This is a genomic window from Kitasatospora sp. NPDC029312 (assembly GCF_055569215.1).
This window is the reverse complement of the sequence record NZ_JBVHXY010000010.1, coordinates 155,439-179,090: the sequence shown is the minus strand read 5'-3', so window position 1 is coordinate 179,090 and position 23,652 is coordinate 155,439. Positions and strand designations below refer to the sequence as shown.

Sequence of the window (23,652 nt, the reverse complement as noted above, 5' to 3'; positions counted from 1 at the left end):
AGGACACCCCCCCCACCTTCCACCCCAGCAACCGGGGGGAGAAGGAAAACCACTCCCCCCCACGTCCCCCCCCCCCCCGCCGGGGGGGGGGGGCCCCCCCCCCCCCGGCCCGTACTGCCGGCTCACCCTGGCCGGTCAGTGCGGTCGGCGCGGTCGGCGCGGTCAGTGCGGTCGGCGCGGTCAGTCGGCCCCGCCCCGCCGTTGCCGGCGCGAGCGGTCCCGCCAGCTGCGGGCCAGCCGGTGCAGCTCGGCCCCCTGGGAAGCCGGCAGGTTCCACGTCTGGCTGAGCAGCCGCAGCGTGGAGACCCGCGGGCAGGACACCCCCCGCTCCAGGTCGCGGATCGACCGCACACTCAGTCCCGACGCCTCCCCCAGTTGCTCCTGCGTCATCCCCCGTTCCAGCCGGATGCTCCGCAGCAGCGTCCCCAGCGAGGCGCCCTCCCCGGTCACCGCATGCTCCATCCCACTCCCCCCTTCAGCTCAAATCTTCCTCAACTCGCCCACGCGACAGGGACGTTGCGAAAAGGCAAGCTCCGTCGCACGCTAACCGCATCCGGCCCGTACGGCAGCCGAACCCGGGCGCCGGGCGCGTGACGTGGCTCACGCGCGCGCCGGGCGCACCGACCGGCCGCGGGCTCGCCACCGACCCCGCGCACCGTGCGTGACCGCAGCCCCGCGAGGCCCGGAACGAAGATCGACGCGCCTCCGGGTGCCCCTGTGAGCGAAGGCCCGGATGAGGCAGGATGGGAGGTGGAAAGGGCGGCCTCTCATTGCCGGCCACCACGTGCACTGAGGAAGAGGACCCCCATGAGCATCGACCCGTCGTCCATCCCGTCCTTCGGCGTCCCCGGGGGCGGTGGCCAGCCCGGTGGCCAGGGCGGCCGGCCGGCCGGCCCGCCGCCGATCATCGTCCCGGACCAGGGCCTGGTCACCCAGCTGCTCGACCAGATGCAGCTCAAGCACGTCGTGGACGAGGAGGGCGACCTCACCGCCCCCTGGGAGGGCTTCCGCGTCTACTACATGTTCCGCGGCGAGCAGAAGGAGCTCTTCGCGGTCCGGGCCTTCTACGACCGCGCGTACCCGCTGGAGAAGAAGGGCGAGATCCTCGACCTGATCGACGAGTGGAACCGCGAGACCCTGTGGCCCAAGGTCTACACCCACACCCACGAGGACGGCGTCGTCCGGCTGATCGGTGAGGCCCAGATGATCGTCGGCACCGGCGTCAACCTCGACTACTTCGTCACCACCACCGCCAACTGGACCCAGGCCGCGGTGGGCTTCGAGCAGTGGATCGTCGAGCGCCTCGGCCTGCAGGACGAGATCGAGGGCGAGGAGGGCGAGGGCGAGGGCCCCGACGAGGCCTGATCCCCGCGCTACCGCTCTCCGGCCCGCCCCGCGCCCACGTCGCGGCGGCGGGCCGTCCTCGTTCCCGCCGTCCCACGCCGCCGCGCCGGGACGGCTACCACACAGGCCCTCACCCGCGCCGCCCTCACCCCGGTTGTCCTGACCCCGGCCCCCTCGCCCCGGGCCGTTCTTGTCGGCGGCCTCCGGCTGGCCCAGGATGGGCGCGACGACGACGCGTGAGGAGCCTTCGCATGGGAACCAGGCCGCTGCTGAACCGCCGACTGGCCGGGATGGGCACGACGATCTTCGCCGAGATGTCAGCCCTGGCCACGGCCACCGGCTCGATCAACCTCGGCCAGGGCTTCCCCGACACCGACGGGCCCGAGGAGGTCCGCGAGGCGGCCGTACGGGCCCTGCGCGAGGGCCGCGGCAACCAGTACCCGCCCGGCCCCGGCATCCCCGAACTGCGGCAGGCCATCGCCGAGCACCAACAGCGCTTCCACGGCCTCGGCTACGACCCGGACACCGAGGTGCTGGTCACCGCCGGTGCCACCGAGGCCATCGCCGCCGCCCTGCTCGCCCTGCTGGAGCCCGGCGACGAGGTGATCGCCCTCGAACCCTTCTACGACTCCTACGCGGCCTGCATCGCGATGGCCGGCGCCACCCGCCGCCCGCTCACCCTCCGGGCGCCGTCGTTCCGGCCCGACCTGGACGAGCTGCGCGCCCTGATCACCCCGCGCACCCGGCTGCTGCTGATCAACACCCCGCACAACCCCACCGGCACCGTGCTGACCGCCGGGGAACTGGCCGGCATCGCCGCCCTCGCCGTGGAGCACGACCTGCTGGTGGTCACCGACGAGGTCTACGAGCACCTGGTCTTCGGCGCCGTCCACCGCCCGCTTGCCGCCCTGCCCGGCATGCGCGAGCGCACCGTCACCATCTCCTCGGCCGGCAAGACCTTCTCCTTCACCGGCTGGAAGGTCGGCTGGGTCACCGGGAGCCCGGAGCTGGTCTCCGCCGTGCGCACCGCCAAGCAGTACCTCACCTACGTCAGCGCCGGCCCGTTCCAGTACGCCGTCGCCGAGGCCCTGCGGCTGCCCGACGACTACTTCGACACCCTGCGCGCCGACCTGCTGCGCAAGCGCGACCTGCTGCTCGGCGGCCTCACCGCGGCCGGTTTCCGGGCCTTCACGCCCGAGGGCACCTACTTCGTGACCACCGACATCACCCCGCTCGGCGAGAAGGACGGCGTCGAGTTCTGCCGCGCCCTGCCGGAGCGCTGCGGTGTGGTGGCGATCCCCAACGCCGTCTTCTACGATGACGCCGAGGCGGGCCTTAGCCTGGTCCGGTTCACTTTCTGCAAAAAGGACGAGGTGCTCCAGGAGGCCGTCGCGCGACTGCAGCGCCTTTGAGGGCTCACGCGCCCCCCTCGAACGGGAGCGGGCCCGATCCGACACGCGTTCTGATCCATCATCAATTTCCCTGGTTCCCAGGCCATTTTGCTGCCCAGGAGGCAATTCCGCCGACCTCTGCGGCACGACCGTCCGCCCTCCACGCCCAGTGCGTGGAGGGCGGCGGCGCGTGTAGCGCACGGGCGGCGCGCGCTGGGCGCGCACGGCGCGTGGCCTGGTTGTAGGGGCGCGCGCTGTGCAGAGTCGCACACCGGCTCGATCAGAGCCGGGAGGCGGGTGTGCTCGAAACGGTGAATGCTTGACAAAGTTGGGTAAATCACCGACGGGCCCGGCGTATTCATGCTTCTCTGCTGCTGAATCTCCAGCCGGAATCCTTCCTTCCACGGTCGGCCGCGCCCAGGGCCGCACAGCCACGAACAGCCTCGCCATCGCCTAGGCCTAGTCGCTGCTGCTCGGCGGGCGCGCACGGAGCTGAAACGCGGAGCCGAGCATGCTCACCACACTGCAGACCTCCTACACGGACACCCGCGCCGGTGACCTGGCCTGGTGCCTCGGCGGCGAACCGCTGCCGGCGCTCGCGGTCCGCGACCTGAGACTCGAAGGCAGCCGCCCCGGCACCCCCGGCCAGCTCCAGCTGCGGCTGCTGGGCGCCTCCCACCAGGTGGTGATCGACGCGGGCCCCGGCAGCTGCCTGGAGACCGTCGCCTGTCTGCCCGGCCGCCGCACTCCGCTCCCGGCCCGGGTCGCCAAGCAGGTCGGCGGCTGGGAGTACGAGTTCGCCGCCCGGATCGAGGCACTGCCCCCGCACGACTTCGCGGCCCGCGCCCAGGAACTGCTGGCCCTGGTCGAGGGGCATCCACGGGGCCTGGCCGGGGTCTTTCCCGGTGACCCGAGCGCCTTCACCGCGCTGGTCACCCAGGGCGGCACGGACCGGCTGCTCTGGCGCACCTGGCATGCCTATCCCCAGGAGGGGCAGCTGGTCTGTACCCGCTCCTCGCTGGTGGTGTCGGGGCCGTGACCGCCCGAGGCCTGGGCGGGAGCGCCGACCCGCTCTTAGATCACCCGGCTATGACCGATGAATCGCACGCAGGAACGATTCGTCAATCCGGCAGCCCTTACTGTCCGCCGGATGGGCGCAGCTATCCGTCCCGTACGTCCCCTAGCGTTTGTTCGTGATCAATCATCCGGCCGGTCCGCCCGCACGCCCGCGAGTGGACCTCGACGACGGCACTCCACCCCGGCCCGGGCGGAGCGTGACCCCCCTGCCCGCCCGCCGTCGCTGCCGGCTGCGCTCCCGCCCCCGGCTCGCCCGGCTGACCGTCCTGCTGGCCGCGTTCGTCTGCGCCGCCTGCGGACTCGTCTACGAGCTCGAACTCGTGGCGCTCGGCGACTACCTGCTCGGGGACACCGTCACCCAGGCCTCGGTCGTGCTCTCCGTGATGGTGTTCGCGATGGGCCTCGGCTCACTGCTCGCCAAACGGCTCACCCGCCGGCCCGCCACCGCCTTCGCCCTGGTCGAGTGCGCCCTCGCGCTCACCGGTGGACTCTCCGTCCTCGCGCTGTACTCCTGCTGGGCCTGGATAGGCCGCTACCAGGCCGCCATGGTCGCCCTCACCTGCCTGATCGGCATCCTGATCGGCGCCGAGATCCCGCTGCTGATGACCCTCATCCAACGGATCAGGCGCGAGGACGCCGGACGCGCCGCCGCCGACCTCTTCGCCGCCGACTACGTGGGCGCGCTGATCGGCGGCCTCGCCTTCCCCTTCCTCATCCTCCCCTGCCTCGGCCCCGGTGACGGCGCGCTGGTCACCGGGGCGGTCAACGCGGTCGCCGGGGCCGCCGTGGTGCTCTGGCTCTTCCGCGAGGAACCCCGCCCCCGGATACGACGGCTGCTCTGGCTCGGCTGCACGCTCGTCCTCGCCCTGCTCGCGATGGCCGCCGCCGGCTCCGACACCGTCGAACGCGCCGCCCGGCACGCCCTCTACGGCGACCAGGTCCGCTACGCCACCCGCAGCCGGTACCAGGAGATCGTGCTCACCGGCCCCGCCGAGGGCCCGCTGCGGCTCTACCTCGACGGACGGCTCGCGGTCTGCGGGCCCGACGAGTACCGGGGCAGCGAGGCGCTCGTCCACCCCGCCATGGCCGCCGGGCCGGACACCAGGGTCCTGCTGCTCGGCGGCGGCGACGGCCTCGCCCTGCGGGAGGTGCTGCGGCACCGCGGCGTCCGCTCCGTCCGACTGGTCGACACCGACCCGGCCCTGTTCCGGCTCGCCGGCACCGACCCCGGGCTCGCCGCCCTCACCGACCACTCCCTGGACGACCCCCGGGTCCGCACCACGACGGCCGATCCGATGGCCTGGCTGCGCGGCGCGCCCGGCGAGGAGTACGACGTGGTGCTCGCCGACCTGCCCGCCCCCTCGGACGGCGGCCCGGTCAAGTACCACTCCCAGGAGTTCTACGGCCTCGCGGCCCGGCTGCTGGCCCCGGGCGGCCGGATCGCCGTCCGGGCCGGCGGGGACGAGGAAGGCCTCTGGCGGATCGAGTCCGGCCTGCGCGCGGCAGGCCTGCGCACCACGCCGTACGACGTCCCGGGCGGCCCCACCGCCGACTGCCTCCCCGACGCGCCGGACACCGCCCAGGACTTCCTGCTCGCCGCCGCCGACCAGCCCCCGGTCACCCTGGCCCCGGACGCCCCGCCGCCGCGCGCCCTCACCCCCGAATCCCTGCGCGCCTCCACCGCCCGGCTGACCGCCCGCCGCCCCGCACGACCCCCGGCACCGCTGAGCCTGCTGGGGCCCCGCTGAGGGCGGCGGACGGCCCACGGACCGAAGCACGCACCCCCCGCGCCCACCAGGGGCGGAGCGGCACGCGGAGGGGCACCCCTCACCGCACCGCCGCCACCCGTCCGCACCGCGGCGAAACTCGGGTGGTGGTAGGTGGGGACCGGGCGCGGTCGGGTCGGTAGGCTCCGTGACATGGAGCATGAGGTTGTCGTCCCGATGTCCGCAGAGCTGGTGCGGGAGGCCTTGCAGGATCCGGCGCAGCTGGCCCGGAGCGTGCCGGGGCTGAACACCGAGCCTTCGGCGGTCGGCAGTCGTCCGGCCGAGGAGATCGGCGGACGGCTGAAGCTTCGGATCGGCGGCTCCACCATCACCTACAAGGGCGTCCTGTCGCTGATCGAGGGCCGGGAGGGCGTGCTCACCGTGCTCGCCGAGGGGCAGGAGGCCCGGGGCGGCGGTGAGGTGACCGCCACCGTGCGGGTCAGCGTCGCGGACGGCCCGGAGGAGGGCACCGCGACGATCCGCTTCACCGGCGATCTGAGCGCCACCGGCCGGCTGACCGAGTTCGACGCCGACACCCTCGCCGCCACCGGCCACCGCCTGTTGGACCGCTTCGCCGCAGCGCTCACCTCCCAGGACGCCGGACCGGCGGACGAGGAGGACGCCGAGGAGGAGGGCGGTGACGGCACCGGGGCCGGTGACGGGCCCGAGGCCGAGGTGGTCTCCATCGAGGACCGCCAGGACCAGCCCGGCGACGACCTGGACGACGACCTCTCCGACCTGATCGCCTTCTCCGACGCCGACGCCGAGCGCTTCGGCCTGCCCATCGGCTCCGCCGCCGACGAGGACGACGTCGACGAGTCCGCCGAGGACGTGGACGACGGGCAGTCCGTCGCGGACGCCGAGAACGGCGGCCACCAGGACGAGGTCGCCGAGGAGGTGCCGGTCGAGCCGCTGTTCGCCTACGAGGACGAGCCGGATCTCGGCGGGCCCGTCCGCCGCAGCATCGTCGGCCGCTCGGCCGAGGAGGTGGACCACGCCCCGCCGCGCGGCCGCTACGCCCCGGCGATGCCCGCCCGCAGTGCCCGGGCCCGGGCTGCGTCCCGCTGGGGCGGCGAGGTCGGCGGCATCGTGGTGCCGGGCGCCGGCGGCCGCAGCGCGGTGCCGTGGGTGATCGGTGGCTCGGTGGCGCTGCTGGGCGGTGCCGTGGTGCTGGTCAGGGCGTTGCGCCGCCGCTAGCCGACGGGGCGGCGGGGGGGCGGCGGGTAGGCCCTAGACTGAACGCTCATGAGCAACGACCGCGACGCCCTGCTGGCACAGATCAAGGACAAGGCCGTCGTGCACGGCAAGGTCACCCTTTCCTCCGGCAAGGAGGCCGACTACTACGTCGACCTGCGCCGGATCACGCTGGACGGCGAGGCGGCCCCGCTGGTCGGCCGGGTGATGCTGGACGCGACCGCGCACCTGGAGTATGACGCCGTCGGCGGTCTGACCCTGGGCGCCGATCCGGTGGCCACTTCGATGCTGCACGCCGCCGCCGCGCGCGGGCGGAAGCTGGACGCCTTCGTGGTCCGCAAGGCCGGCAAGGCGCACGGCCTGCAGCGCCGGATCGAGGGCCCGGACGTGAAGGGCCGCCGGGTGCTGGCGGTCGAGGACACCTCCACCACCGGCGGCTCGGTGCTGACCGCCGTCGAGGCGCTGCGCGAGGCGGGCGCCGAGGTCGTCGGTGTCGCGGTGATCGTCGAGCGCGGTGGCGCGGACGCCATCGCGGAGCAGGGTCTGGAGTACGTGACCGCGTACCACCTGGACGACCTGGGCCTCTGACCCGGTCCGGAGCCGCGGTACCCCCCACGGACAACGCGAAGGGCCGGGCTGTTCCACGTGGAACAGCCCGGCCCTTCGCGTCGAACCCGTTCGACCGGTTGCACCCGTGGCGCCCAGTCCGTCGGCCTCAGCCGCGCCGGTGCCGGCCGCTGCCGGTGCCGGTGCCGGTGCCGGTCTGCACGGCCTCGGGGGCGGTGTCGGTGACGCCCGCCTTCTTCTTGCGGCGCTCCCGCAGGACCTCGAACAGGATCGGCGAGATCGACAGCAGGACGATCAGCAGCACCGCCGGGATCAGGTACTTGTCGATCACCGGGGCCAGCGCGTCACCGAAGAAGTAGCCGATCAGCAGCATGGACTCGGTCCAGAGCACCCCGCCGACGACGTTCCAGACGAAGAACGTCCGGGCGGGCATCTCCAGGGTGCCGGCCACCGGGTTCAGGAACGTCCGGATGATCGGCATGAAGCGGGCCAGCACCACGGCCTTGCCGGAGCCGAACTTGTTGAAGTACTCCTCCGCCTTCACCACGTACTCGCGGCGGAAGATCTTCGACTCGGGCTTGTCGAACATCCGCGGCCCGACCTTCGCCCCGATCAGGTGCCCCAGCTGGGCACCGGCGATCGCCGCGATCGGACAGCCCACGAGCAGGACGGCGATCGGCAGCTTGGCGCCGTCGCCGAGCACCGAGGAGGCGGCGTTCGAGGCGGCCACGCCCGCGAGGATCAGCAGCGAATCGCCCGGGAAGAAGAAGCCGACCAGCAGGCCGGTCTCCGCGAAGATGATCGCGATGAGCCCGATGGCACCGAGGGACGAGATCAGGGATTTGGCGTCGAGCACGTTGACGGCCAGCTGGTTGTAGTCCACGGGCGCAGGATAGCGGGCGTACCTTGCCGACGACTTCCGGCCGAGTCCTGCGGCGGCTTCCGGCCGAGGGCCCGGGCCGGACGTTCCGACTGGCGGGCTCCTGCTGACCTGCGGGCACGAGTCTGGGAAGATGGCACCGGCGTCCGGTCCGCGGCGGCCCACCACCCTCATGGTCGTCCCGCGGAGGCCGCCTCGAACCTTGGTGCCGGAGAGCCACACCGCAGCGCCGCGCGTCGGCGGGCCGGCACGGAGTCGTCACGAAGGCGTACACAGCGTCGGACAGCACCGTCCGTACGCCGCAACCCGACAGGAGCGGATCGCATGCCCATCGCAACTCCCGAGGTCTACAACGAGATGCTGGACCGGGCCAAGGCGGGCAAGTTCGCCTACCCGGCCATCAACGTCACCTCGTCGCAGACCCTGCACGCCGCGCTGCGTGGTTTCGCCGAGGCCGAGAGCGACGGCATCATCCAGATCTCGACCGGTGGCGCGGAGTTCCTGGGCGGCCAGCACAAGAAGGACATGGTGACCGGCGCGGTCGCGCTCGCCGAGTTCGCGCACGTCGTCGCCGCCAAGTACGACATCACCGTCGCGCTGCACACCGACCACTGCCCGAAGGACAAGCTGGACGGCTACGTCCGCCCGCTGCTGGCGGTCTCCGCCGAGCGCGTCGCCAAGGGCGAGAACCCGCTGTTCCAGTCGCACATGTGGGACGGCTCGGCCGAGACCCTGGCCGACAACCTGTCCATCGCCCAGGAGCTGCTGGCCCAGGCCGCCGCCGCCAAGATCATCCTTGAGGTCGAGATCACCCCGACCGGCGGTGAGGAGGACGGCGTCTCGCACGAGATCAACGACGAGCTGTACACCAGCGTCAACGACGCCGTGCGCACCGCCGAGGCGCTCGGCCTGGGCGAGAACGGCCGCTACCTGCTGGCCGCCTCCTTCGGCAACGTGCACGGCGTGTACAAGCCGGGCAACGTCGTGCTGAAGCCGGAGCTGCTGCGCGAGCTGCAGGACGCGATCGGCAAGCAGTTCGGCAAGACCGACCCGTTCGACTTCGTCTTCCACGGCGGCTCGGGCTCCACCGCCGAGGAGATCGCCACCGCGCTGGAGAACGGCGTGGTCAAGATGAACCTGGACACCGACACCCAGTACGCCTTCACCCGCCCCGTCGCCGGCCACATGTTCGCCAACTACGACGGCGTGCTGAAGGTCGACGGCGAGGTCGGCAAGAAGAGCACCTACGACCCCCGCACCTGGGGCAAGCTGGCCGAGGCCGGCATGGCCGCCCGGGTGGTCGAGGCCGCCGAGCAGCTGCGCTCGGCCGGCAAGCGCCTGAAGTGATCCCACGGGGACGAGCGTGACAACGGGTGTGCCCCCGGCGGTCCTCCGCCGGGGGCACAGTCGTGTGGTCCTGCCGCTCGACCCGGGCCGGCCCTACCTCCCGGGTCGGGCCGTCCCTCCTGCTCGAGCTGCTGCACTGCTTGAGCTACCGCTTGGGCTACTGCACTGCTTGGACTACTGCTTGAGCTCCGCGTACGCCTCCGTGCTGCTGTCCTTCAGGAACTGCCAGCAGCGCGCCTCCTCCTCGGTCTCCTTGATCGCGCCGGCCGCCCGGGCGAGCGCCGCGAGGCAGCGCAGGAAGCCGCGGTTGCCGCGGTGCTCCCACGGCACCGGGCCGTGGCCCTTCCAGCCGCTGCGGCGCAGCGCGTCCAGACCGCGGTGGTAGCCGGTGCGCGCGTAGGCGTACGACTCGACGTAGCGACCGGCCGCGTAGGCGTCGTCGGCGAGCATGGCCCAGGCGAGGCAGAAGGCTGGGAAGTCGGCGGCCACCTGGGTCGGTGAGGCCGACTCCTCCGCCAGCATCCGGTAGGGCTGCTCGTCCTCCGGCAGGAGGGTCGGTTCGGGGCCGTCGAGAAGATTCCTGTGAATCGCCATGCGTGCAGTCTGCCACCCGGGGCCCAGGGGTCAACCGCGATCACCGGATCGCCCCGGCTCGGTGCCGGACGGTCACCACCTGCCTGCCGACCGTGCCGCCGGGCGGCGCGCGGCGGCCGCTGAACGCCTGGTGGCCGCCCGGGGGGCACACCTCGCACATGGACATTCACCAGTCCTCCATGCAAGGGTGTCGACCGTGCCCGCAGCCCCATCCGTCCGCAGGCGAGCCAGCCCGCCCCGCAAAGCCGGCGGGAGCCGCCGACGCCGCAGGGCACGTCGCCGAATAGGTCCTGGCATGCTCACGGCGCTGGTCGCCTCGCTTCTGGTGCTGGGCTCCGCCGCCTTCCTGCTGAGCCGTCCCTCCGGCACGTCGGCCTCCGGGCCGGCCGCCCAGGCCCGGATCGCCTCGCCGGCCGAACAGCCGCCCGGCCAGGCACCGGCGTCGGCACCGACGCCGACCCCCACCTCGGCGCCCACGCCGACCCCGACGCCCACGGCCACGCCCACCGAGCCGGAGCCGGGTCCGAGCAGGGGCGCGGGCACCTTCACCACCGCCCCCGCCACCGCGAAGCCGGTCGGCCGCGGCACCGTGCGCCGCTACCGGGTGGAGGTCGAGGACGGCATCGGCATCGACGCGGCGGCCGCCGCCGCGCAGATCCACGGCATCCTCGGCGACCGGCGCGGCTGGACCAACGACCGCAGGAACGGCTTCCAGCTGGTGGCGAGCGGCCCGTACGACTTCACCGTGAAGATCGCCTCCCCGGCCACCGTCGACAAGATCTGCGGCGCCTCCGGCCTGGACACCCACGGCGAGGTCAACTGCAACGTCGGGAACCAGGTGCTCGTCAACTCCAAGCGCTGGAACACCGGTTCACCGCAGTTCAGCGGCCCGCTGGACGAGTACCGGGCGCTGATCGTCAACCACGAGGTCGGCCACCGGATCGGCCACGGCCACGAGACCTGCCCCGGCCCGAACAAGCCGGCGCCCGCGATGATGCAGCAGATATACGGTCTGAAGGGCTGCGCGCCGAACGCCTGGCCGTACAGCGCCGACGGCAGCTACCTGGGCGGCCCCGCCGTCCCGTAGCGGGAGCCCCGGGACCCCGGCCTACCGCAGGACCGGCAGGTACGGCGCCAGGTCGCTGCGCTCACCGGAGGCGGACACCGCCGCCGCCCCGACCTCCGCCGTCCAGTCCGCGCGGCCGGTGGCCAGCCGGATCCAGGTCAGCGGGTCGGTCTCGACCACGTTCGGCGGAGTGCCCCGGGTGTGCTTCGGCCCCTCGACGGCCTGCACCACGGCGTACGGCGGGATCCGCAGCTCGACGGCGCCGCCCGGCACCTGCTCGGCGAAGGCGTCGGCCAGCATCCGGGTGACGGTGGCGACGGCCTGGCGGTCGTGCGGGAAGGCGTCCCGGCCGAGGGCGGCCGCCAGGTCGTCGGCGTGCACCACGGCCTCCACCAGCCGGGTCACCAGGAAGTCGGTCAGCTGCATCGACCGACCGCCCAGGAGCGAGACCCGGCGCCCGGACTCCACCACCTCCGGCCGGTCGAGCACGGCCCGCACGGCGTCGAGCGAGCGGTCGAACTCGGCGGCCACCCGCTCGGGCGGGCCCGCGAACGCGGTGTGCGCGTGCTCGGCCACCGCGGTGTCGACGGCCCCGGTCATCGTCCTGCTCAGCTCCGTGTAGCCGTGCAGCGAGAGCTCGGGTCCGTCCGGTACGCGGCCGTCCGCCACCGCGGCCGGCAACCGGCCCAGCGCCAGGCTCACGTGCGCCAGCAACTCCCGTACCCGCCAGGAGCCCAGCCGGGTCGGCCGGTCCAGGTCCGACTCCGTCAGCCGGTGCACGACGGCGCGCAGCGCCTCGTCCTGCGCCGCCAGCGCTGCGCTGACCTTCTGCGGCCGGTACGTACGGGACTTGGCAGGCATGGGCCCCAACATACGCCGAGGGGCGGACGGTTCACCAGGAACCGCCCGCCTCTCGGGAGCCGTGCGTCAGGCCAGCAGGGCCTCGATGACGCCGGTGTGGGCGTCCTTCAGCTCCGCCAGCGAGACGGTGAACTGCCCCTGGACGTCCAGGCTGTCGCCGTCCACGACACCGATCCGGGCGGCCGGCAGGCCACGCGCGGTGCACATGTCGTTGAACCGGAGCTCCTCGCTGCGCGGCACCGCCACGACGGCGCGGCCGGCCGACTCCGAGAACAGGAAGACGAACGGGTCCATGCCCTCGGGCACGACGATCCGGGCGCCGTGGCCGCCCTTGAGGCAGCTCTCCACCAGCGCCTGGCCGAGCCCGCCGTCGGAGAGGTCGTGCGCGGCGTCGATCATGCCGTCCCGCGAGGCGGAGATCAGGATCTCGCCGAGCAGCCGCTCGCGGTCCAGGTCCACCTTGGGCGGCAGGCCGCCCAGGTGGCCGTGGACGACCTGGGACCAGGCCGAGCCGCCGAGCTCGTCCGCCGTGTCGCCGAGCAGGTAGAGCAGCTGCCCCTCCTCGGCGAAGCCGACCGGGGTGCGGCGGGTGACGTCGTCGATGACGCCGAGCACCGCGACCACCGGGGTCGGGTGGATGGCGACCTCGCCGGTCTGGTTGTACAGCGAGACGTTGCCGCCGGTGACGGGGGTGCCGAGCACCAGGCAGGCGTCGGCCAGGCCGCGGGTCGCCTCGGCGAACTGCCACATCACGTCCGGGTCCTCGGGGGAGCCGAAGTTGAGGCAGTCGGAGACGGCGAGCGGCTTGGCACCGCCGGCCGCGACGTTGCGGTACGCCTCGGCCAGGGCCAGCTGGGCGCCGGTGTACGGGTCCAGCTTGGCGTAGCGGCCGTTGCCGTCGGTGGCGACGGAGACGCCGAGGTTGGTCTCCTCGTCGATCCGGATCATGCCCGAGTCCTCGCCGACCGAGAGCACGGTGTTGCCGAGCACGTAGCGGTCGTACTGGTCGGTGATCCAGGACTTGGAGGCCTGGTTGGGGTGGCTCGCGACCTTCAGCAGGTCGGCCTTGAGGCCCTCGCCGGTGGTCGGGCGGGCCAGCCGCTCGGCCGTGGGGGCGTCGGCCTGCAGCGCGTCCTGCCAGCTCGGGCGGGCGTACGGGCGCTGGTAGGTCGGGCCCTCGTGGGCGACGGTGCGCGGCGGGACGTCCACCACGAGCTCACCGTGCCAGAAGATCTCCAGGCGCTCGCCGTCGGTCACCTCACCGATGACGTTGGCGATGACGTCCCACTTTTCGCAGATCTCCATGAAGCGGTCGACCTTGCCGGGCTCCACGATCGCGCACATGCGCTCCTGCGACTCGCTCATGAGGATCTCCTCCGGCGAGAGCGTGTGGTCGCGCAGGTGCACGGTGTCGAGGTCGATCCGCATGCCGCCGGAGCCGGCCGAGGCCAGCTCGCTGGTGGCGCAGGACAGGCCGGCGCCGCCGAGGTCCTGGATGCCCTTGACGAGCTTCTCGCGGAACAGCTCCAGGGTGCACTCGATGAGCAGCTTCTCCTGGAAGGGGTCGCCGACCTGGACGGCCGGGCGCTTGGCCGGCTTCGTGTCGTCGAAGGTCTCGGAGGCCAGCACCGAGACGCCGCCGATGCCGTCGCCACCGGTGCGGGCGCCGTACAGGATGACCTTGTTGCCGGCGCCGGAGGCCTGCGCGAGGTGGATGTCCTCGTGCTTCATGACGCCCACGCACAGCGCGTTGACCAGCGGGTTGCCCTGGTAGCAGGAGTCGAAGACGACCTCGCCGCCGATGTTCGGCAGGCCCAGGCAGTTGCCGTAGCCGCCGATGCCCGCGACGATGCCGGGCAGCACCCGCCGGGTGTCCGGGTGGTCGGCCGCACCGAAGCGCAGCGGGTCCATCACCGCGACCGGGCGGGCGCCCATCGCCAGGATGTCGCGCACGATACCGCCGATGCCGGTCGCGGCACCCTGGTAGGGCTCGATGTACGACGGGTGGTTGTGCGACTCCACCTTGAAGGTGACGGCGTAGCCCTGGCCCACGTCGACGACGCCGGCGTTCTCGCCGATGCCGACGAGCATCGCGTCCGAATCGGGCTTCTTCTCACCGAACTGCTTCAGGTGGACCTTGCTGCTCTTGTACGAACAGTGCTCCGACCACATCACCGAGTACATCGCGAGTTCGGCGCCGGTCGGGCGGCGGCCGAGGATCTCCCGGATGCGCGCGTACTCGTCCTCCTTGAGGCCGAGCTCGGCCCAGGGCTGGGCGGCGTCCGGGGTCTGCTCGGCGTTCTTGACGGTGTCGAGGCTCATCAGGCGTTCACCAGCTGCTTCAGGACGGAAGTGAAGAAGCCCAGGCCCTCGGTGCTCGGACCGGTGAGCGGCTCCACGGCGTGCTCCGGGTGCGGCATCAGGCCGACGACATTGCCGGCGGCGTTGGTGATGCCGGCGATGTCGCGGTACGAACCGTTCGGGTTGACGTCCAGGTAACGGGCGACCACCCGGCCCTCGGCCTCGAGTTCGTCCAGGACGCGCTCGTCGGCGACGAAGCGGCCCTCGCCGTTCTTCAGCGGGACGACGATTTCCTGGCCCGCCGCGTAATCCGCGGTCCAGGCCGTACCCGCGTTCTCGATGCGCAGCTTCTGGTCGCGGCAGATGAAGTGCAGCGAGTCGTTCCGGGTGAGCGCGCCGGGCAGCAGGTGCGATTCGCAGAGCACCTGGAAGCCGTTGCAGATACCGAGCACCGGCATTCCGAGCTTCGCCTGCTCGATGACGGTGTCCATCACCGGGGAGAAGCGGGAGATCGCACCGCAGCGCAGATAGTCGCCGTAACTGAATCCGCCCGGCAGGACGACGGCGTCGACCTGGTGGAGATCCTTGTCACGGTGCCAGAGGGCGACCGGCTCCGCGCCGGCCAGGCGGACCGCGCGCTGGGCGTCGCGGTCGTCGAGGGACCCGGGGAAAGTGACGACGCCCACGCGGGTGGTCACTTCGCCGCCTCCTCGACCCGGACGGTGAAGTCCTCGATCACGGTGTTGGCGAGAAAGGTCTCGGCGGCTTCGCGGATACGGGCGAGCGCGGCGTCGTCGACCGGGCCCTCCACTTCCAGCTCGAAACGCTTGCCCTGGCGGACGTCGGCGATCCCGGTGAATCCGAGGCGGGGCAGTGCACGCTGCACCGCCTGTCCCTGGGGGTCGAGGATCTCCGGCTTGAGCATGACGTCGACTACGACGCGTGCCACTGGCACTCCCGGTGGTGTCTTCGGTGAGGCGGGGGAACTCCAGACTACCGGCCGTTTCGGGCGGGATTGCTGGCCGGGGAGGGTGACGCGCGTAGACCCAGGACCCTTACGCCACAAGGGATCCGGGCCCCCGACCCACCGCCGGCACCGTTCGGTTTCCGCCGATTCGCGGCCCCGAACGGCACCGCCCGAAGAACACCCGAATACGGCACTTGGGGACAGATCCTCCCGTCCCGCTCATCGGTATCCGGCAGTCCCGCGAAGACTCGTGAATATCCGGAAAAGAATGTCGAACTCTTCGATTTCGACCCCCTTCGGGTGCAGAATAGGGCCACCTGTCGCGGCAAGTGCTGCGTATCCGGTGGGCCACCGGCCTGCCCGTGCGCGCTTGCGCGAGTTGGTGCACATCAGGCCACCGGGCGTACCCGCGAACCGGCAGCCGAATTGCCCGAGAGGATTGACACCCATGGCCCAGCGTGTAGTCGTCACGCTCTCCGACGACCTGGACGGCGGCGCCGCCGCGGAAACCGTCCACTTCGGCGTCGACGGGAAGTCGTACGAGATCGACCTGTCCGTGGACAACGCGGAAAAGCTGCGGGAGGCCCTCGCCCCGTTCGTCGCGGCCGGCCGACGCCAGAGCCGCACCGGAAAGTCCTTCCGGCGCACCGCGCTCACCCCGGACCCGGCCGCCGTGCGCGCCTGGGCCCTGTCCCGCGGCATGGAGCTTCCGGCCCGGGGCCGGATCCCCAAGCACGTGTACGAGGCGTTCGCCGAGGCGAACTGACCCTCCCGGGGCGCAGCCCCCGGTCGCCCCGCCCGCCCGCTCGAAAGGGTGGGGCGACCACCCCGAACGATGCTGTAGAGTATTCCTCGTCGCCGCAACGGAGGGATCCGGAGAGGCGGCTGGTGCCCCACCAGGCACCGCGCGGACGTGGCTCAGTTGGTAGAGCATCACCTTGCCAAGGTGAGGGTCGCGAGTTCGAATCTCGTCGTCCGCTCGCAGTGCGCGAGCACAGCACAACTCAATAGTTCAGTCCTGCGGACGTGGCTCAGTTGGTAGAGCATCACCTTGCCAAGGTGAGGGTCGCGAGTTCGAATCTCGTCGTCCGCTCCAGCGCGAAGGCCCCCTCGATCGAGGGGGCCTTCGGCATTTCCGGCGGTTCCCCCCGCACTTCCCGCGGACCGCCCGCCATGACATTTGTCATCGCCGATCCGTCGATCCGCACCGCCCACTCATGACGGCGCGCACTGCCCGCGCGACGGGGGCGGCGGAAGGCTGGAGGCATGGAAACGAGCCAGCCCTTCCGCCCCGGCGACAGCGTGATCGAGGTCACCGGCCTGCACCGCCACTACGGGACCGGCACCGCCGGGTACCACGCCGTCCGCGGCGTCGACCTCACCGTCGGCCGCGGTGAGCTGTTCGCCCTGCTGGGCACCAACGGGGCCGGCAAGACCTCCACCATGGAGGTCATCGAGGGCCTGGCCGCACCCACCGGCGGCGGCGTCCGGGTGCTCGGCCTCGACCCCTTCGCCGAGCGGGCCGCCGTCCGCCCGAGGATCGGCATCATGCTCCAGGAGGGGCGGCTTCCCCGGCGACCTCACCGCCTCCGAGAGGAGCGGCTGCGGTTCTCCCGTCTGGCCGCGGACGGCACCCCGATCGCGGAGATCGCCGTACGGGCCGCGCTGTCCCAGGGCACTGTGCGCAACTACCTGTCCTCGGCGGCCGGCAAGCTGGGCGCGGAGAACCGGCACGCGGCGGTGCGGATCGCCCGCGAGCACGGCTGGAGCTGAGCGGCCGCGCCCGCGGACGCCGCGGCGGCGTCACGCCCAGGAGGTGCCGGTGAGCCGCTCGTACACCTCGATGTACTTGGCGCGCGTCCGCTCCACGATCTCGGCCGGGAGCGCGGGCGGCGGCTGCTCGCTGTAGCGGTCCCAGCCGGAGGCCGGGGAGACCAGCCAGTCGCGGATCAGCTGCTTGTCGAAGGACGACTGGGAGCGCCCGGGCTCGTACGCGTCGGCCGGCCAGTAGCGGGAGGAGTCCGGGGTGAGCACCTCGTCGCCGATCACCAGCTCGCCGTCCAGCAGGCCGAACTCGAACTTGGTGTCGGCCAGGATGATGCCGCGCTCGCGGGCGATGTCCCGGGCCCGGGCGTAGACGTCCAGGGTGGTGCGGCGCAGCTGGGCGGCCAGCTCGGCGCCGATCCGGCGGGCGGTCTCCTCGTACGGGACGTTCTCGTCGTGCTCGCCGACCTCGGCCTTGAGCGCCGGGGTGTAGATCGGGGCGGGCAGCTCGGAGCTGTTCTCCAGGCCCTCGGGCAGGGCGATGCCGCAGACCGTCCGGCTCTCCTCGTACTCGGTGAGGCCGGAGCCGGCAAGGTAGCCGCGGGCGACCGCCTCGACCGGGATCATCTCCAGGCTCCGGCAGACCAGCGTGCGGCCCTTCCAGTCGGCCGGGGCGCCGGCCGGGACCTCGGTGGAGATCACGTGGTTGGGCACGATGTCGGCGATCCGCTCGAACCACCACAGCGAGAGCTGGGTGAGGATGCGCCCCTTGTCCGGGATCTCGTTCGGCAGCACCCAGTCGTGGGCGGACGTCCGGTCGCTGGCCACCATCACCAGCTCACCCGCCTCCGTGCGGTAGAGGTCGCGCACCTTGCCGGTGTGCAGGTGGACCAGGCCGGGTACCTGGACCGGCTCGGGCTTGGTGACAAATCCGCTCAAGGTGTCTCAGTCCTCAGGGGTCGTTCACGGGCCTGGGGCACCGCGAAAGGGGAGGTCACTGCACCCGCAGTCTTTCACGCCCGGCGAACGTCAGTTCTTGCAGAGCCGGTCCAGCAGGTTGGCGGTGGCCCGCTGGATCCGCTCGTCGGTCAGCCCGGGGCGGCCCAGGGCGGGGGACCAGGCGAAGGTCCCGGCCGCGAAGACGTACGCGCCGCTGGGCGCCCGGTAGAGCGAGGTCTCCTGGTAGCGGGTCCGGCCGGACATGTCGCGGTACGGCGAGTGCGCCAGCAGCACCCGCTCGGTGTGCTCGGGCAGCGCGACCTTGGGGTAGTACCGGTCGGCCTCGCCGGCGACCAGGCCGGGCAGCTCGTCGCCCTCCTGGAGTCCGGTGCCGTCCCAGAGCCAGTGCGCGGTGTGCCGGGCGACCAGCGGGACGGGCGCGGCGACCCGGCCCGAGTACTGCACCCCGAGCAGGTGCTGCTCGGGCTCCCCGGCGTCCCGCCAGAGCGCGCTGGCCGCCCCGGGCACCCCGGCGGCCGGGCTGCCGGGCGGGACCTTCTGGCGCTTGCGGCAGTTGAGCAGCCGGTGCGGCTCGCCGGAGGCGGCGGCGGTCAGCTCCACCCGCCAGTACATGGTGTTGGCGGAGAGGAAGACCAGCGAGGTGCCGCCGTCCCGGGCCCGCTCGGCGGCCCGGCGCATCGGCTCGGACCAGTACTCGTCGTGGCCGGGGAAGACCAGCGCCCGGTGCTCGGCCGGGTCCACCAGGCCGGCGTGCAGGTCGGTGGCGGTGGCGTAGGAGAGGTCGTAGCCGTAGCGCTCGGCCCAGCGGATGAAGTCGTACGCGTGGCCGACGTGCAGCGGCAGCCCGGCGGTGGCGTGGGGGCGGTCGAAGGAGACGGTGACGGCCGCCTCGGGCTCGCCGACCAGCCCGCCCAGGCCGTCCCAGGCGTGGTAGAGGCTGGCGCCGGTGCGGCCGTCCTCGGGGAACAGGTTGTACGCCTGCCAGGTCACGTCCGGGAGCACCAGGAGCAGTTCGGCCCGGTGCCCGCGATCCGCGAAGTCCCTTACGGTGAACGGGATGTGACTGCGGTGCAGCATGTCCGCGGTGGTCAGCACGGCGACGTACGCGCCGGGCTGCCAGTGCGTCGGGACCTGCAGCCGCCAGGAGTGCCACCAGTGGTGGCAGGAGACCGTCCGCTCGACCACCAGGGGGGCGGGCTGGGCCAGCCCTGCGATCAGCGGACTGGACGTCATGTGGCGGGCGCCGTCACCGCCGTAGTGGCCGATCCGGTAGACGTCCACGGTGAACTCGCGGGGCGGGTTGACGGTGACCCGGAAGTCCACCGAGCCGCCGGGGCGGATCACCCCGGCCGAGGCGAAGCCCTTGATCTGCTGGTCCACGTCGTTGGAGCTCTGCGGGGTGCCGACCGGCGGCTTGGGCCGGGCGCCCGCCGTCAGCGGCTGCTGGCCGGGCGCGTCCACCGAGACGTACCAGGGCACGGCGCCCTCGGCCCCGGCCAGGTACTGGTCGGGGCTGCGCAGCCAGGGCAGCGGGCCCTGGCCGAAGGGGTCGGAGACGCTGTAGGCGTGCGTGCCCGACTCCCAGCGGCGGTTGAGTTCGGTCCCCACGCGCCCCTCCCAGGTGCACTTCCGTCCGGTCGGCACGTGCCCCCCGGATGTGCGTGCGGTCTAATACACCACACCGTGCTGGCGCTGCGTCACCCCACGGTAGCAATTGGTGGCGCCAATCTCGCCGGTCCGCCGGGCAGGGCCTCCGGCCTGCGGTGACGGCCGGAGGCCGGGCCCTGGCGGGGGCGCGTGCGGGGCGCTGAGCGCCGTCCCGTCCGTCACAGCCGGACGGGTTTCTCCAGGCGGATCCCGGCGGCGTCCAGCCAGGAGCGCAGGGGGCCGTCCTGGCCCTGTTCGACGGCCTGGGCGACGGGGCCGGCCAGGTCGGTGCGGCGGACCCCGCCGAGCAGCAGCACCGGGCCGTCCAGCCAGTCCAGGCCGGGGGCGCCGCCGGTGGTGTCCACGGCGGCGCAGCAGACCATCGCGGTGACGTGGTCGACCAGCAGGTCCCGGCCGGTGCGGTCGGGTTCCAGCACCGGCGCGGGAGTGGTGGTGCGGGCGAGCTGGGCGGCGAGCGCGGCGGCCAGCTGCTCGCCGTCGCCCTCGGCGAGCCGGACCAGCAGCCGGGTGAGGGTGGGGGCGCCGGGGCGGGCCTGCGGGGCGAGCCGGTCCAGGGCGGACTGCAGGGCGGCGGCGCGGGACCGCCAGCCGGCGTCCACCACCTCGGCCGGGTAGTCGGGCCATTCCAGCTCGTGCCAGGCGCCGGCCGGCGGGCGGCCGAAGAACAGCTCGGCGGCGAGCCGGGAGACGGCGCGGTCCACCGTGCCGGGCTCCTCCAGCAGGTCGCAGGCGGGGCGGTCGCCGAGCCGGTTGCCGTAGCCGTCGGCCAGCCGGTCGCGGCGGGACAGCTCGGTGAGCGCGGCGGCCACCCCGGCGTTGAGGTGCGCGGGGTGGCGGCCGAGCCGCCAGGCGGGCAGCGCGACCCGGGTGAGCAGCCGGTCCCAGCCGGCGTAGGCCAGGCCCACCTGCTCCTGGGCGGCGATCCGCAGGCCGTAGTCGACCGTCCGGGCGTGTTCGGAGGCCCAGCCCGCGACGGACCGCTCCAGTTCGGCGGAGTGGCCCCGGCAGGCGCCGAGCAGTCGGCGGGTGATCCGCCGGGTGACCCGGTCCGCCAGCGCGGCCGGACCGCGGCGGGGCGGTCGCGGCGGGGCGGCCAGGACGCCGCCGCCGAGGCCGGGGGCGGTGCCCGCGCCGGAGTCCAGGCAGGCGTCCAGGCTGCGCAGGAAGCGGCGGGCGGCGGCGATCTCCGGATCGGCGGAGGCGCCGGTGCCGGCCACCACGGGGGCGAGCAGGGCGCGCAGCTCGCCGGCCCGCATCCACCACAGGAAGGGCGAGCCGATCACCAGGACCGGCGCGGGCGGCGCGGGGTGCGGCCGCAGGGTGGCGGACCGCCGCACCGGCGGGAGGTCCTCCAGCCAGCTGTCGCAGTCCGGGGTGAGCGCGATCGCGGAGGGCGCGGGCACGTCGAGCCGGTCGGCCAGCTCGTCGATCAGCCGGTACAGCTCGGGGGCCTCGGCCCGGGCGACCGGGACGGCCGGGGTCTGCGGCGGGACGGCCCGGCGGTAGGCGCCGGCGGTCAGCCCGGCCACCAGCAGGGCCAGCGCGGCGACCGCGCAGACCGCCCAGCGGGCGGCGTCCCAACCGGCGGCGTCCGGGGCGCCGGGCGCACCGATCCGCCCGGTGAACCGGCCGGCGAGCAGGACCACCGCGACGGCGGCGGGCAGGACGGCGGCGGCCAGGGCCAGGCCTCGGACCCGCAGGACCGCCTGGGCGTGAGCGCGCGCGGTGTCGACAGCAGCCATACGGTGCGGCACCCCCTTCGGAGCCCTCGGGAGCCCGGTGACGGGCCCTGAGCCGACTCGAAACGATCAGTTCCGACCGGGAAGCGGAGGTGTCCGATCCCGGCAGTGCATGCTGTGTGGCGCTACTGACATTTTCGACGCCCCGGTCCGGGCGGACGTTCCGGATCGATCCGGTTTCCACTCGTCCCGGTGACGCCGCCCGGATTCCGGACGCCTGTGACCGGACCGGTGCGAAGCACCCGGGCGACCGCCCGGCCGAACGCCGTCCAGCATCCCCCCGCGGCCGCGCCGCTACCCGGCGGCGACCCCGGCGCACGGCCCCGTCGCACTGCGATCCAGCGCACCATAAGGCCGAGCGCCCGGTTACGTCAGCCGGATGCGGTCGCTGTCACCCGATGGGCTGGAATCCGGGCGCCGAACGGTGCGCCGCCGACGGAACCGCCCCTGCACCGGAAACGCCGAGGGCGCTGCGCCCAGTGGGTTGATTCCCGCCGGGGCAGCGCCCTCGAAAAGGTGTACGACTACCCGGTGGCCGCCTTGAGCGCGATGTCGGTGCGGTGCTGGCCGCCCTTGAGGGAGATCCGCTCCACCGCGGCGTACGCGCGGTCGCGCGCCTCGGCCAGGTCGGCGCCGGTCGCGGTGACCGACAGGACGCGGCCGCCGGCACTCAGCACCCGGCCGTCCTCGTCCGCCCTGGTACCGGCGTGCAGCACGTAGGCGGTGCCCTCCGCCTCGGCCTCGGCCAGGCCCTCGATCGGGTCGCCGGTGCGCGGCGCGGCCGGGTAGCCCTCGGAGGCGACGACCACGGTGACGGCCGCGCCCTCGTCCCAGCGCAGCGGCTCCAGCTGGTCCAGGGAGCCGGTGGCCGAGGCCAGCAGGACGCCGGCCAGCGGGGTGCGCAGCCGGGCCAGCACGACCTGGGTCTCCGGGTCGCCGAAGCGGGCGTTGAACTCGATCACCCGGGTGCCGCGCGAGGTGAGCGCCAGGCCCGCGTACAGCAGGCCGGAGAACTCGGTGCCGCGGCGGCGCAGCTCGTCCACGGTCGGCTGCAGGACGGTCTCCAGGACCTCCTCGACCAGCCCGGCCGGCGCCCACGGCAGCGGCGAGTAGGCGCCCATGCCGCCCGTGTTGGGGCCCTCGTCGCCGTCCAGCGCCCGCTTGAAGTCCTGCGCGGGCTGCAGCGGCAGCACGGTGGTGCCGTCGGTGATCGCGAACAGCGAGACCTCGGGGCCGTCCAGGTACTCCTCGATGACCACGCTCCCCCGGCCTTGACGGCCGGGAGGCGCCCCCATGCAGGCGGCGGCGTGCGCCAGCGCGGCCTCGCGGTCGGAGGTGACCACGACGCCCTTGCCGGCGGCCAGGCCGTCGTCCTTGACCACGTACGGCGCGCCGAAGGCGTCCAGCGCCGCGGCCGCCTCCTCGGGGGTGGTGCAGACGTAGGAGCGGGCGGTGGGCACGCCGGCGGCGGCCATCACGTCCTTGGCGAAGGCCTTCGAGCCCTCCAGCCTGGCGGCCGCGCCGGAGGGGCCGAACACCGGGACGCCGGCCGCGCGGACGGCGTCGGCGACGCCGGCCACCAGCGGTGCCTCCGGGCCCACCACCACCAGGTCGGCGCCGAGCCGCAGGGCCAGCTCGGCGACCCGGGCGCCGTCCAGCTGGTCGACCGGGTGGACCGTCGCCACGCCGGCGATCCCGGCATTGCCCGGGGCGCAGTGCAACTCGGTCACGGAGGGATCTTGGGACAGGGAGCGGCACAGGGCGTGTTCGCGGGCGCCGCCGCCGATGACGAGGACCTTCACGCCTGGCAGCGTAGTCGGTGGCCCGTTCCGGCCGCGCTCCGGTCCCGTCGGATCATCCAGCAGAAGAGCTCCGTACGCCGACGACGTAGGAGGAACCTCCAAGACGACGGGGATGGAGCGCGCGCCGGGTGTCCGGGTCAGGACGAACGGTCACCGCGGCCTCGCTCGGACGGGTGAAATTCCGCCGCCCCCCGCAACCCGCTCACCTCGGGTTCCGGTGGCCGAAACCGATAACGATCACCGTGGAAGGCCCCCATGGTCAGCCATTTGGCGGTAAGAAGTGCTGTTGGACAACCACCGGCAGACGCCACGTCAGCCGATGCGCCGACAGACCAAGCCGCCCGCCCGCCACAGGGAGCCCCAC

Annotated in this window: 22 protein-coding genes and 2 tRNA genes; 12 read left to right on the top strand and 12 right to left on the bottom strand. The window is 73.2% G+C overall.

Features of this window, described 5'->3' with window-relative positions; genetic code table 11:
• Window positions 1–180: 180 nt before the first annotated feature.
• Window positions 181–462, bottom strand: a complete 282-nt coding sequence (locus ACZ4WV_RS11675) for a helix-turn-helix domain-containing protein (RefSeq protein WP_465745288.1) — start codon at window positions 460–462, stop codon at window positions 181–183.
• A 345-nt stretch (window positions 463–807) separates the two neighbouring features.
• Here ACZ4WV_RS11675 and ACZ4WV_RS11670 point away from each other — a divergent pair, with 345 nt between their 5' ends.
• From ACZ4WV_RS11670 to pyrE, 6 genes are all read left to right on the top strand, one after another.
• Window positions 808–1,365 carry a type III secretion system chaperone family protein gene (locus ACZ4WV_RS11670; RefSeq protein WP_465745286.1) on the top strand — a complete coding sequence of 186 codons (558 nt, stop codon included), beginning with the start codon at window positions 808–810 and terminating at the stop codon, window positions 1,363–1,365.
• A 230-nt stretch (window positions 1,366–1,595) separates the two neighbouring features.
• The gene (locus ACZ4WV_RS11665; protein WP_465745284.1) at window positions 1,596–2,756 is read left to right on the top strand and encodes a pyridoxal phosphate-dependent aminotransferase; all 1,161 of its coding nucleotides are present in this window, start codon (window positions 1,596–1,598) and stop codon (window positions 2,754–2,756) included.
• Between the two features lie 490 nt (window positions 2,757–3,246).
• On the top strand, window positions 3,247–3,774 hold the full coding sequence (locus tag ACZ4WV_RS11660) for a DUF2617 family protein (RefSeq protein WP_465745282.1): 528 nt from the start codon (window positions 3,247–3,249) through the stop codon (window positions 3,772–3,774).
• A 235-nt stretch (window positions 3,775–4,009) separates the two neighbouring features.
• Window positions 4,010–5,560, top strand: a complete 1,551-nt coding sequence (locus tag ACZ4WV_RS11655; protein ID WP_465745280.1) for a polyamine aminopropyltransferase — start codon at window positions 4,010–4,012, stop codon at window positions 5,558–5,560.
• A gap of 171 nt (window positions 5,561–5,731) precedes the next feature.
• On the top strand, window positions 5,732–6,775 hold the full coding sequence (locus ACZ4WV_RS11650; RefSeq protein ID WP_465745278.1) for an SRPBCC family protein: 1,044 nt from the start codon (window positions 5,732–5,734) through the stop codon (window positions 6,773–6,775).
• A gap of 48 nt (window positions 6,776–6,823) precedes the next feature.
• Window positions 6,824–7,360 carry an orotate phosphoribosyltransferase gene (pyrE, locus tag ACZ4WV_RS11645; RefSeq protein WP_465745276.1) on the top strand — a complete coding sequence of 179 codons (537 nt, stop codon included), beginning with the start codon at window positions 6,824–6,826 and terminating at the stop codon, window positions 7,358–7,360.
• A 127-nt stretch (window positions 7,361–7,487) separates the two neighbouring features.
• Here pyrE and ACZ4WV_RS11640 read toward each other — a convergent pair whose 3' ends face one another.
• Entirely contained in the window at window positions 7,488–8,222 is a 735-nt protein-coding gene (locus tag ACZ4WV_RS11640; RefSeq protein ID WP_465745274.1) for a DedA family protein, read from the bottom strand.
• 321 nt (window positions 8,223–8,543) lie between these two features.
• Here ACZ4WV_RS11640 and fbaA point away from each other — a divergent pair, with 321 nt between their 5' ends.
• Window positions 8,544–9,566, top strand: coding sequence for a class II fructose-bisphosphate aldolase (gene fbaA / locus ACZ4WV_RS11635; protein ID WP_465745272.1), 1,023 nt, complete (start codon window positions 8,544–8,546; stop codon window positions 9,564–9,566).
• A gap of 174 nt (window positions 9,567–9,740) precedes the next feature.
• Here the strand turns inward: fbaA and ACZ4WV_RS11630 are convergent, their stop codons facing one another.
• Together ACZ4WV_RS11630 and ACZ4WV_RS11625 are read right to left on the bottom strand one after the other, a co-directional pair.
• Window positions 9,741–10,160, bottom strand: coding sequence for a DUF3151 domain-containing protein (locus ACZ4WV_RS11630; protein WP_465745270.1), 420 nt, complete (start codon window positions 10,158–10,160; stop codon window positions 9,741–9,743).
• Between the two features lie 40 nt (window positions 10,161–10,200).
• The gene (locus ACZ4WV_RS11625) at window positions 10,201–10,326 is read right to left on the bottom strand and encodes a hypothetical protein (protein ID WP_465745268.1); all 126 of its coding nucleotides are present in this window, start codon (window positions 10,324–10,326) and stop codon (window positions 10,201–10,203) included.
• 129 nt (window positions 10,327–10,455) lie between these two features.
• Between ACZ4WV_RS11625 and ACZ4WV_RS11620 the strand changes: the two genes are divergently transcribed.
• On the top strand, window positions 10,456–11,247 hold the full coding sequence (locus tag ACZ4WV_RS11620) for a DUF3152 domain-containing protein (RefSeq protein ID WP_465745266.1): 792 nt from the start codon (window positions 10,456–10,458) through the stop codon (window positions 11,245–11,247).
• A gap of 21 nt (window positions 11,248–11,268) precedes the next feature.
• Here ACZ4WV_RS11620 and ACZ4WV_RS11615 read toward each other — a convergent pair whose 3' ends face one another.
• The 4 genes from ACZ4WV_RS11615 to purS all read right to left on the bottom strand — a co-directional run bounded on the left by ACZ4WV_RS11615 (window position 11,269) and on the right by purS (window position 15,337).
• A complete protein-coding gene (locus tag ACZ4WV_RS11615; protein ID WP_465745264.1) occupies window positions 11,269–12,087 on the bottom strand; it encodes a maleylpyruvate isomerase family mycothiol-dependent enzyme in 819 nt (272 codons plus the stop codon).
• A gap of 66 nt (window positions 12,088–12,153) precedes the next feature.
• Window positions 12,154–14,409, bottom strand: a complete 2,256-nt coding sequence (gene purL, locus ACZ4WV_RS11610; protein ID WP_465745262.1) for a phosphoribosylformylglycinamidine synthase subunit PurL — start codon at window positions 14,407–14,409, stop codon at window positions 12,154–12,156.
• Window positions 14,409–15,086: a phosphoribosylformylglycinamidine synthase subunit PurQ gene (gene purQ / locus ACZ4WV_RS11605; protein ID WP_465745260.1), complete on the bottom strand. Its 678-nt coding sequence runs from the start codon at window positions 15,084–15,086 to the stop codon at window positions 14,409–14,411. Before purQ ends, purL begins: the two co-directional genes overlap by 1 nt.
• Complete coding sequence (purS, locus tag ACZ4WV_RS11600) at window positions 15,083–15,337, bottom strand: phosphoribosylformylglycinamidine synthase subunit PurS (protein ID WP_045692676.1); 255 nt, start codon at window positions 15,335–15,337, stop codon at window positions 15,083–15,085. Before purS ends, purQ begins: the two co-directional genes overlap by 4 nt.
• A 466-nt stretch (window positions 15,338–15,803) precedes the next feature.
• On the opposite strand from purS, the gene ACZ4WV_RS11595 reads away from it, so the two are divergent.
• From ACZ4WV_RS11595 to ACZ4WV_RS11580, 4 genes are all read left to right on the top strand, one after another.
• A complete protein-coding gene (locus ACZ4WV_RS11595; protein WP_030056585.1) occupies window positions 15,804–16,121 on the top strand; it encodes a histone-like nucleoid-structuring protein Lsr2 in 318 nt (105 codons plus the stop codon).
• A 141-nt stretch (window positions 16,122–16,262) separates the two neighbouring features.
• Window positions 16,263–16,335 (top strand) — tRNA-Gly (locus ACZ4WV_RS11590).
• 40 nt (window positions 16,336–16,375) lie between these two features.
• Window positions 16,376–16,451, top strand: a tRNA-Gly gene (locus ACZ4WV_RS11585).
• 170 nt (window positions 16,452–16,621) lie between these two features.
• Window positions 16,622–17,128, top strand: coding sequence for a response regulator transcription factor (locus ACZ4WV_RS11580; protein ID WP_465745258.1), 507 nt, complete (start codon window positions 16,622–16,624; stop codon window positions 17,126–17,128).
• A gap of 30 nt (window positions 17,129–17,158) precedes the next feature.
• On the opposite strand, the gene ACZ4WV_RS11575 is transcribed toward ACZ4WV_RS11580, so the two are convergent.
• The 4 genes from ACZ4WV_RS11575 to purD form a co-directional block, all read right to left on the bottom strand.
• Window positions 17,159–18,058: a phosphoribosylaminoimidazolesuccinocarboxamide synthase gene (locus tag ACZ4WV_RS11575; protein WP_465745256.1), complete on the bottom strand. Its 900-nt coding sequence runs from the start codon at window positions 18,056–18,058 to the stop codon at window positions 17,159–17,161.
• A gap of 90 nt (window positions 18,059–18,148) precedes the next feature.
• Window positions 18,149–19,687: a N,N-dimethylformamidase beta subunit family domain-containing protein gene (locus ACZ4WV_RS11570; RefSeq protein WP_465745254.1), complete on the bottom strand. Its 1,539-nt coding sequence runs from the start codon at window positions 19,685–19,687 to the stop codon at window positions 18,149–18,151.
• Window positions 19,688–19,905: 218 nt separating this feature from the next.
• Window positions 19,906–21,489: a M48 family metalloprotease gene (locus tag ACZ4WV_RS11565; protein ID WP_465745252.1), complete on the bottom strand. Its 1,584-nt coding sequence runs from the start codon at window positions 21,487–21,489 to the stop codon at window positions 19,906–19,908.
• A 521-nt stretch (window positions 21,490–22,010) separates the two neighbouring features.
• The gene (gene purD / locus ACZ4WV_RS11560) at window positions 22,011–23,288 is read right to left on the bottom strand and encodes a phosphoribosylamine--glycine ligase (RefSeq protein WP_465745250.1); all 1,278 of its coding nucleotides are present in this window, start codon (window positions 23,286–23,288) and stop codon (window positions 22,011–22,013) included.
• Window positions 23,289–23,652 lie beyond the last annotated feature (364 nt).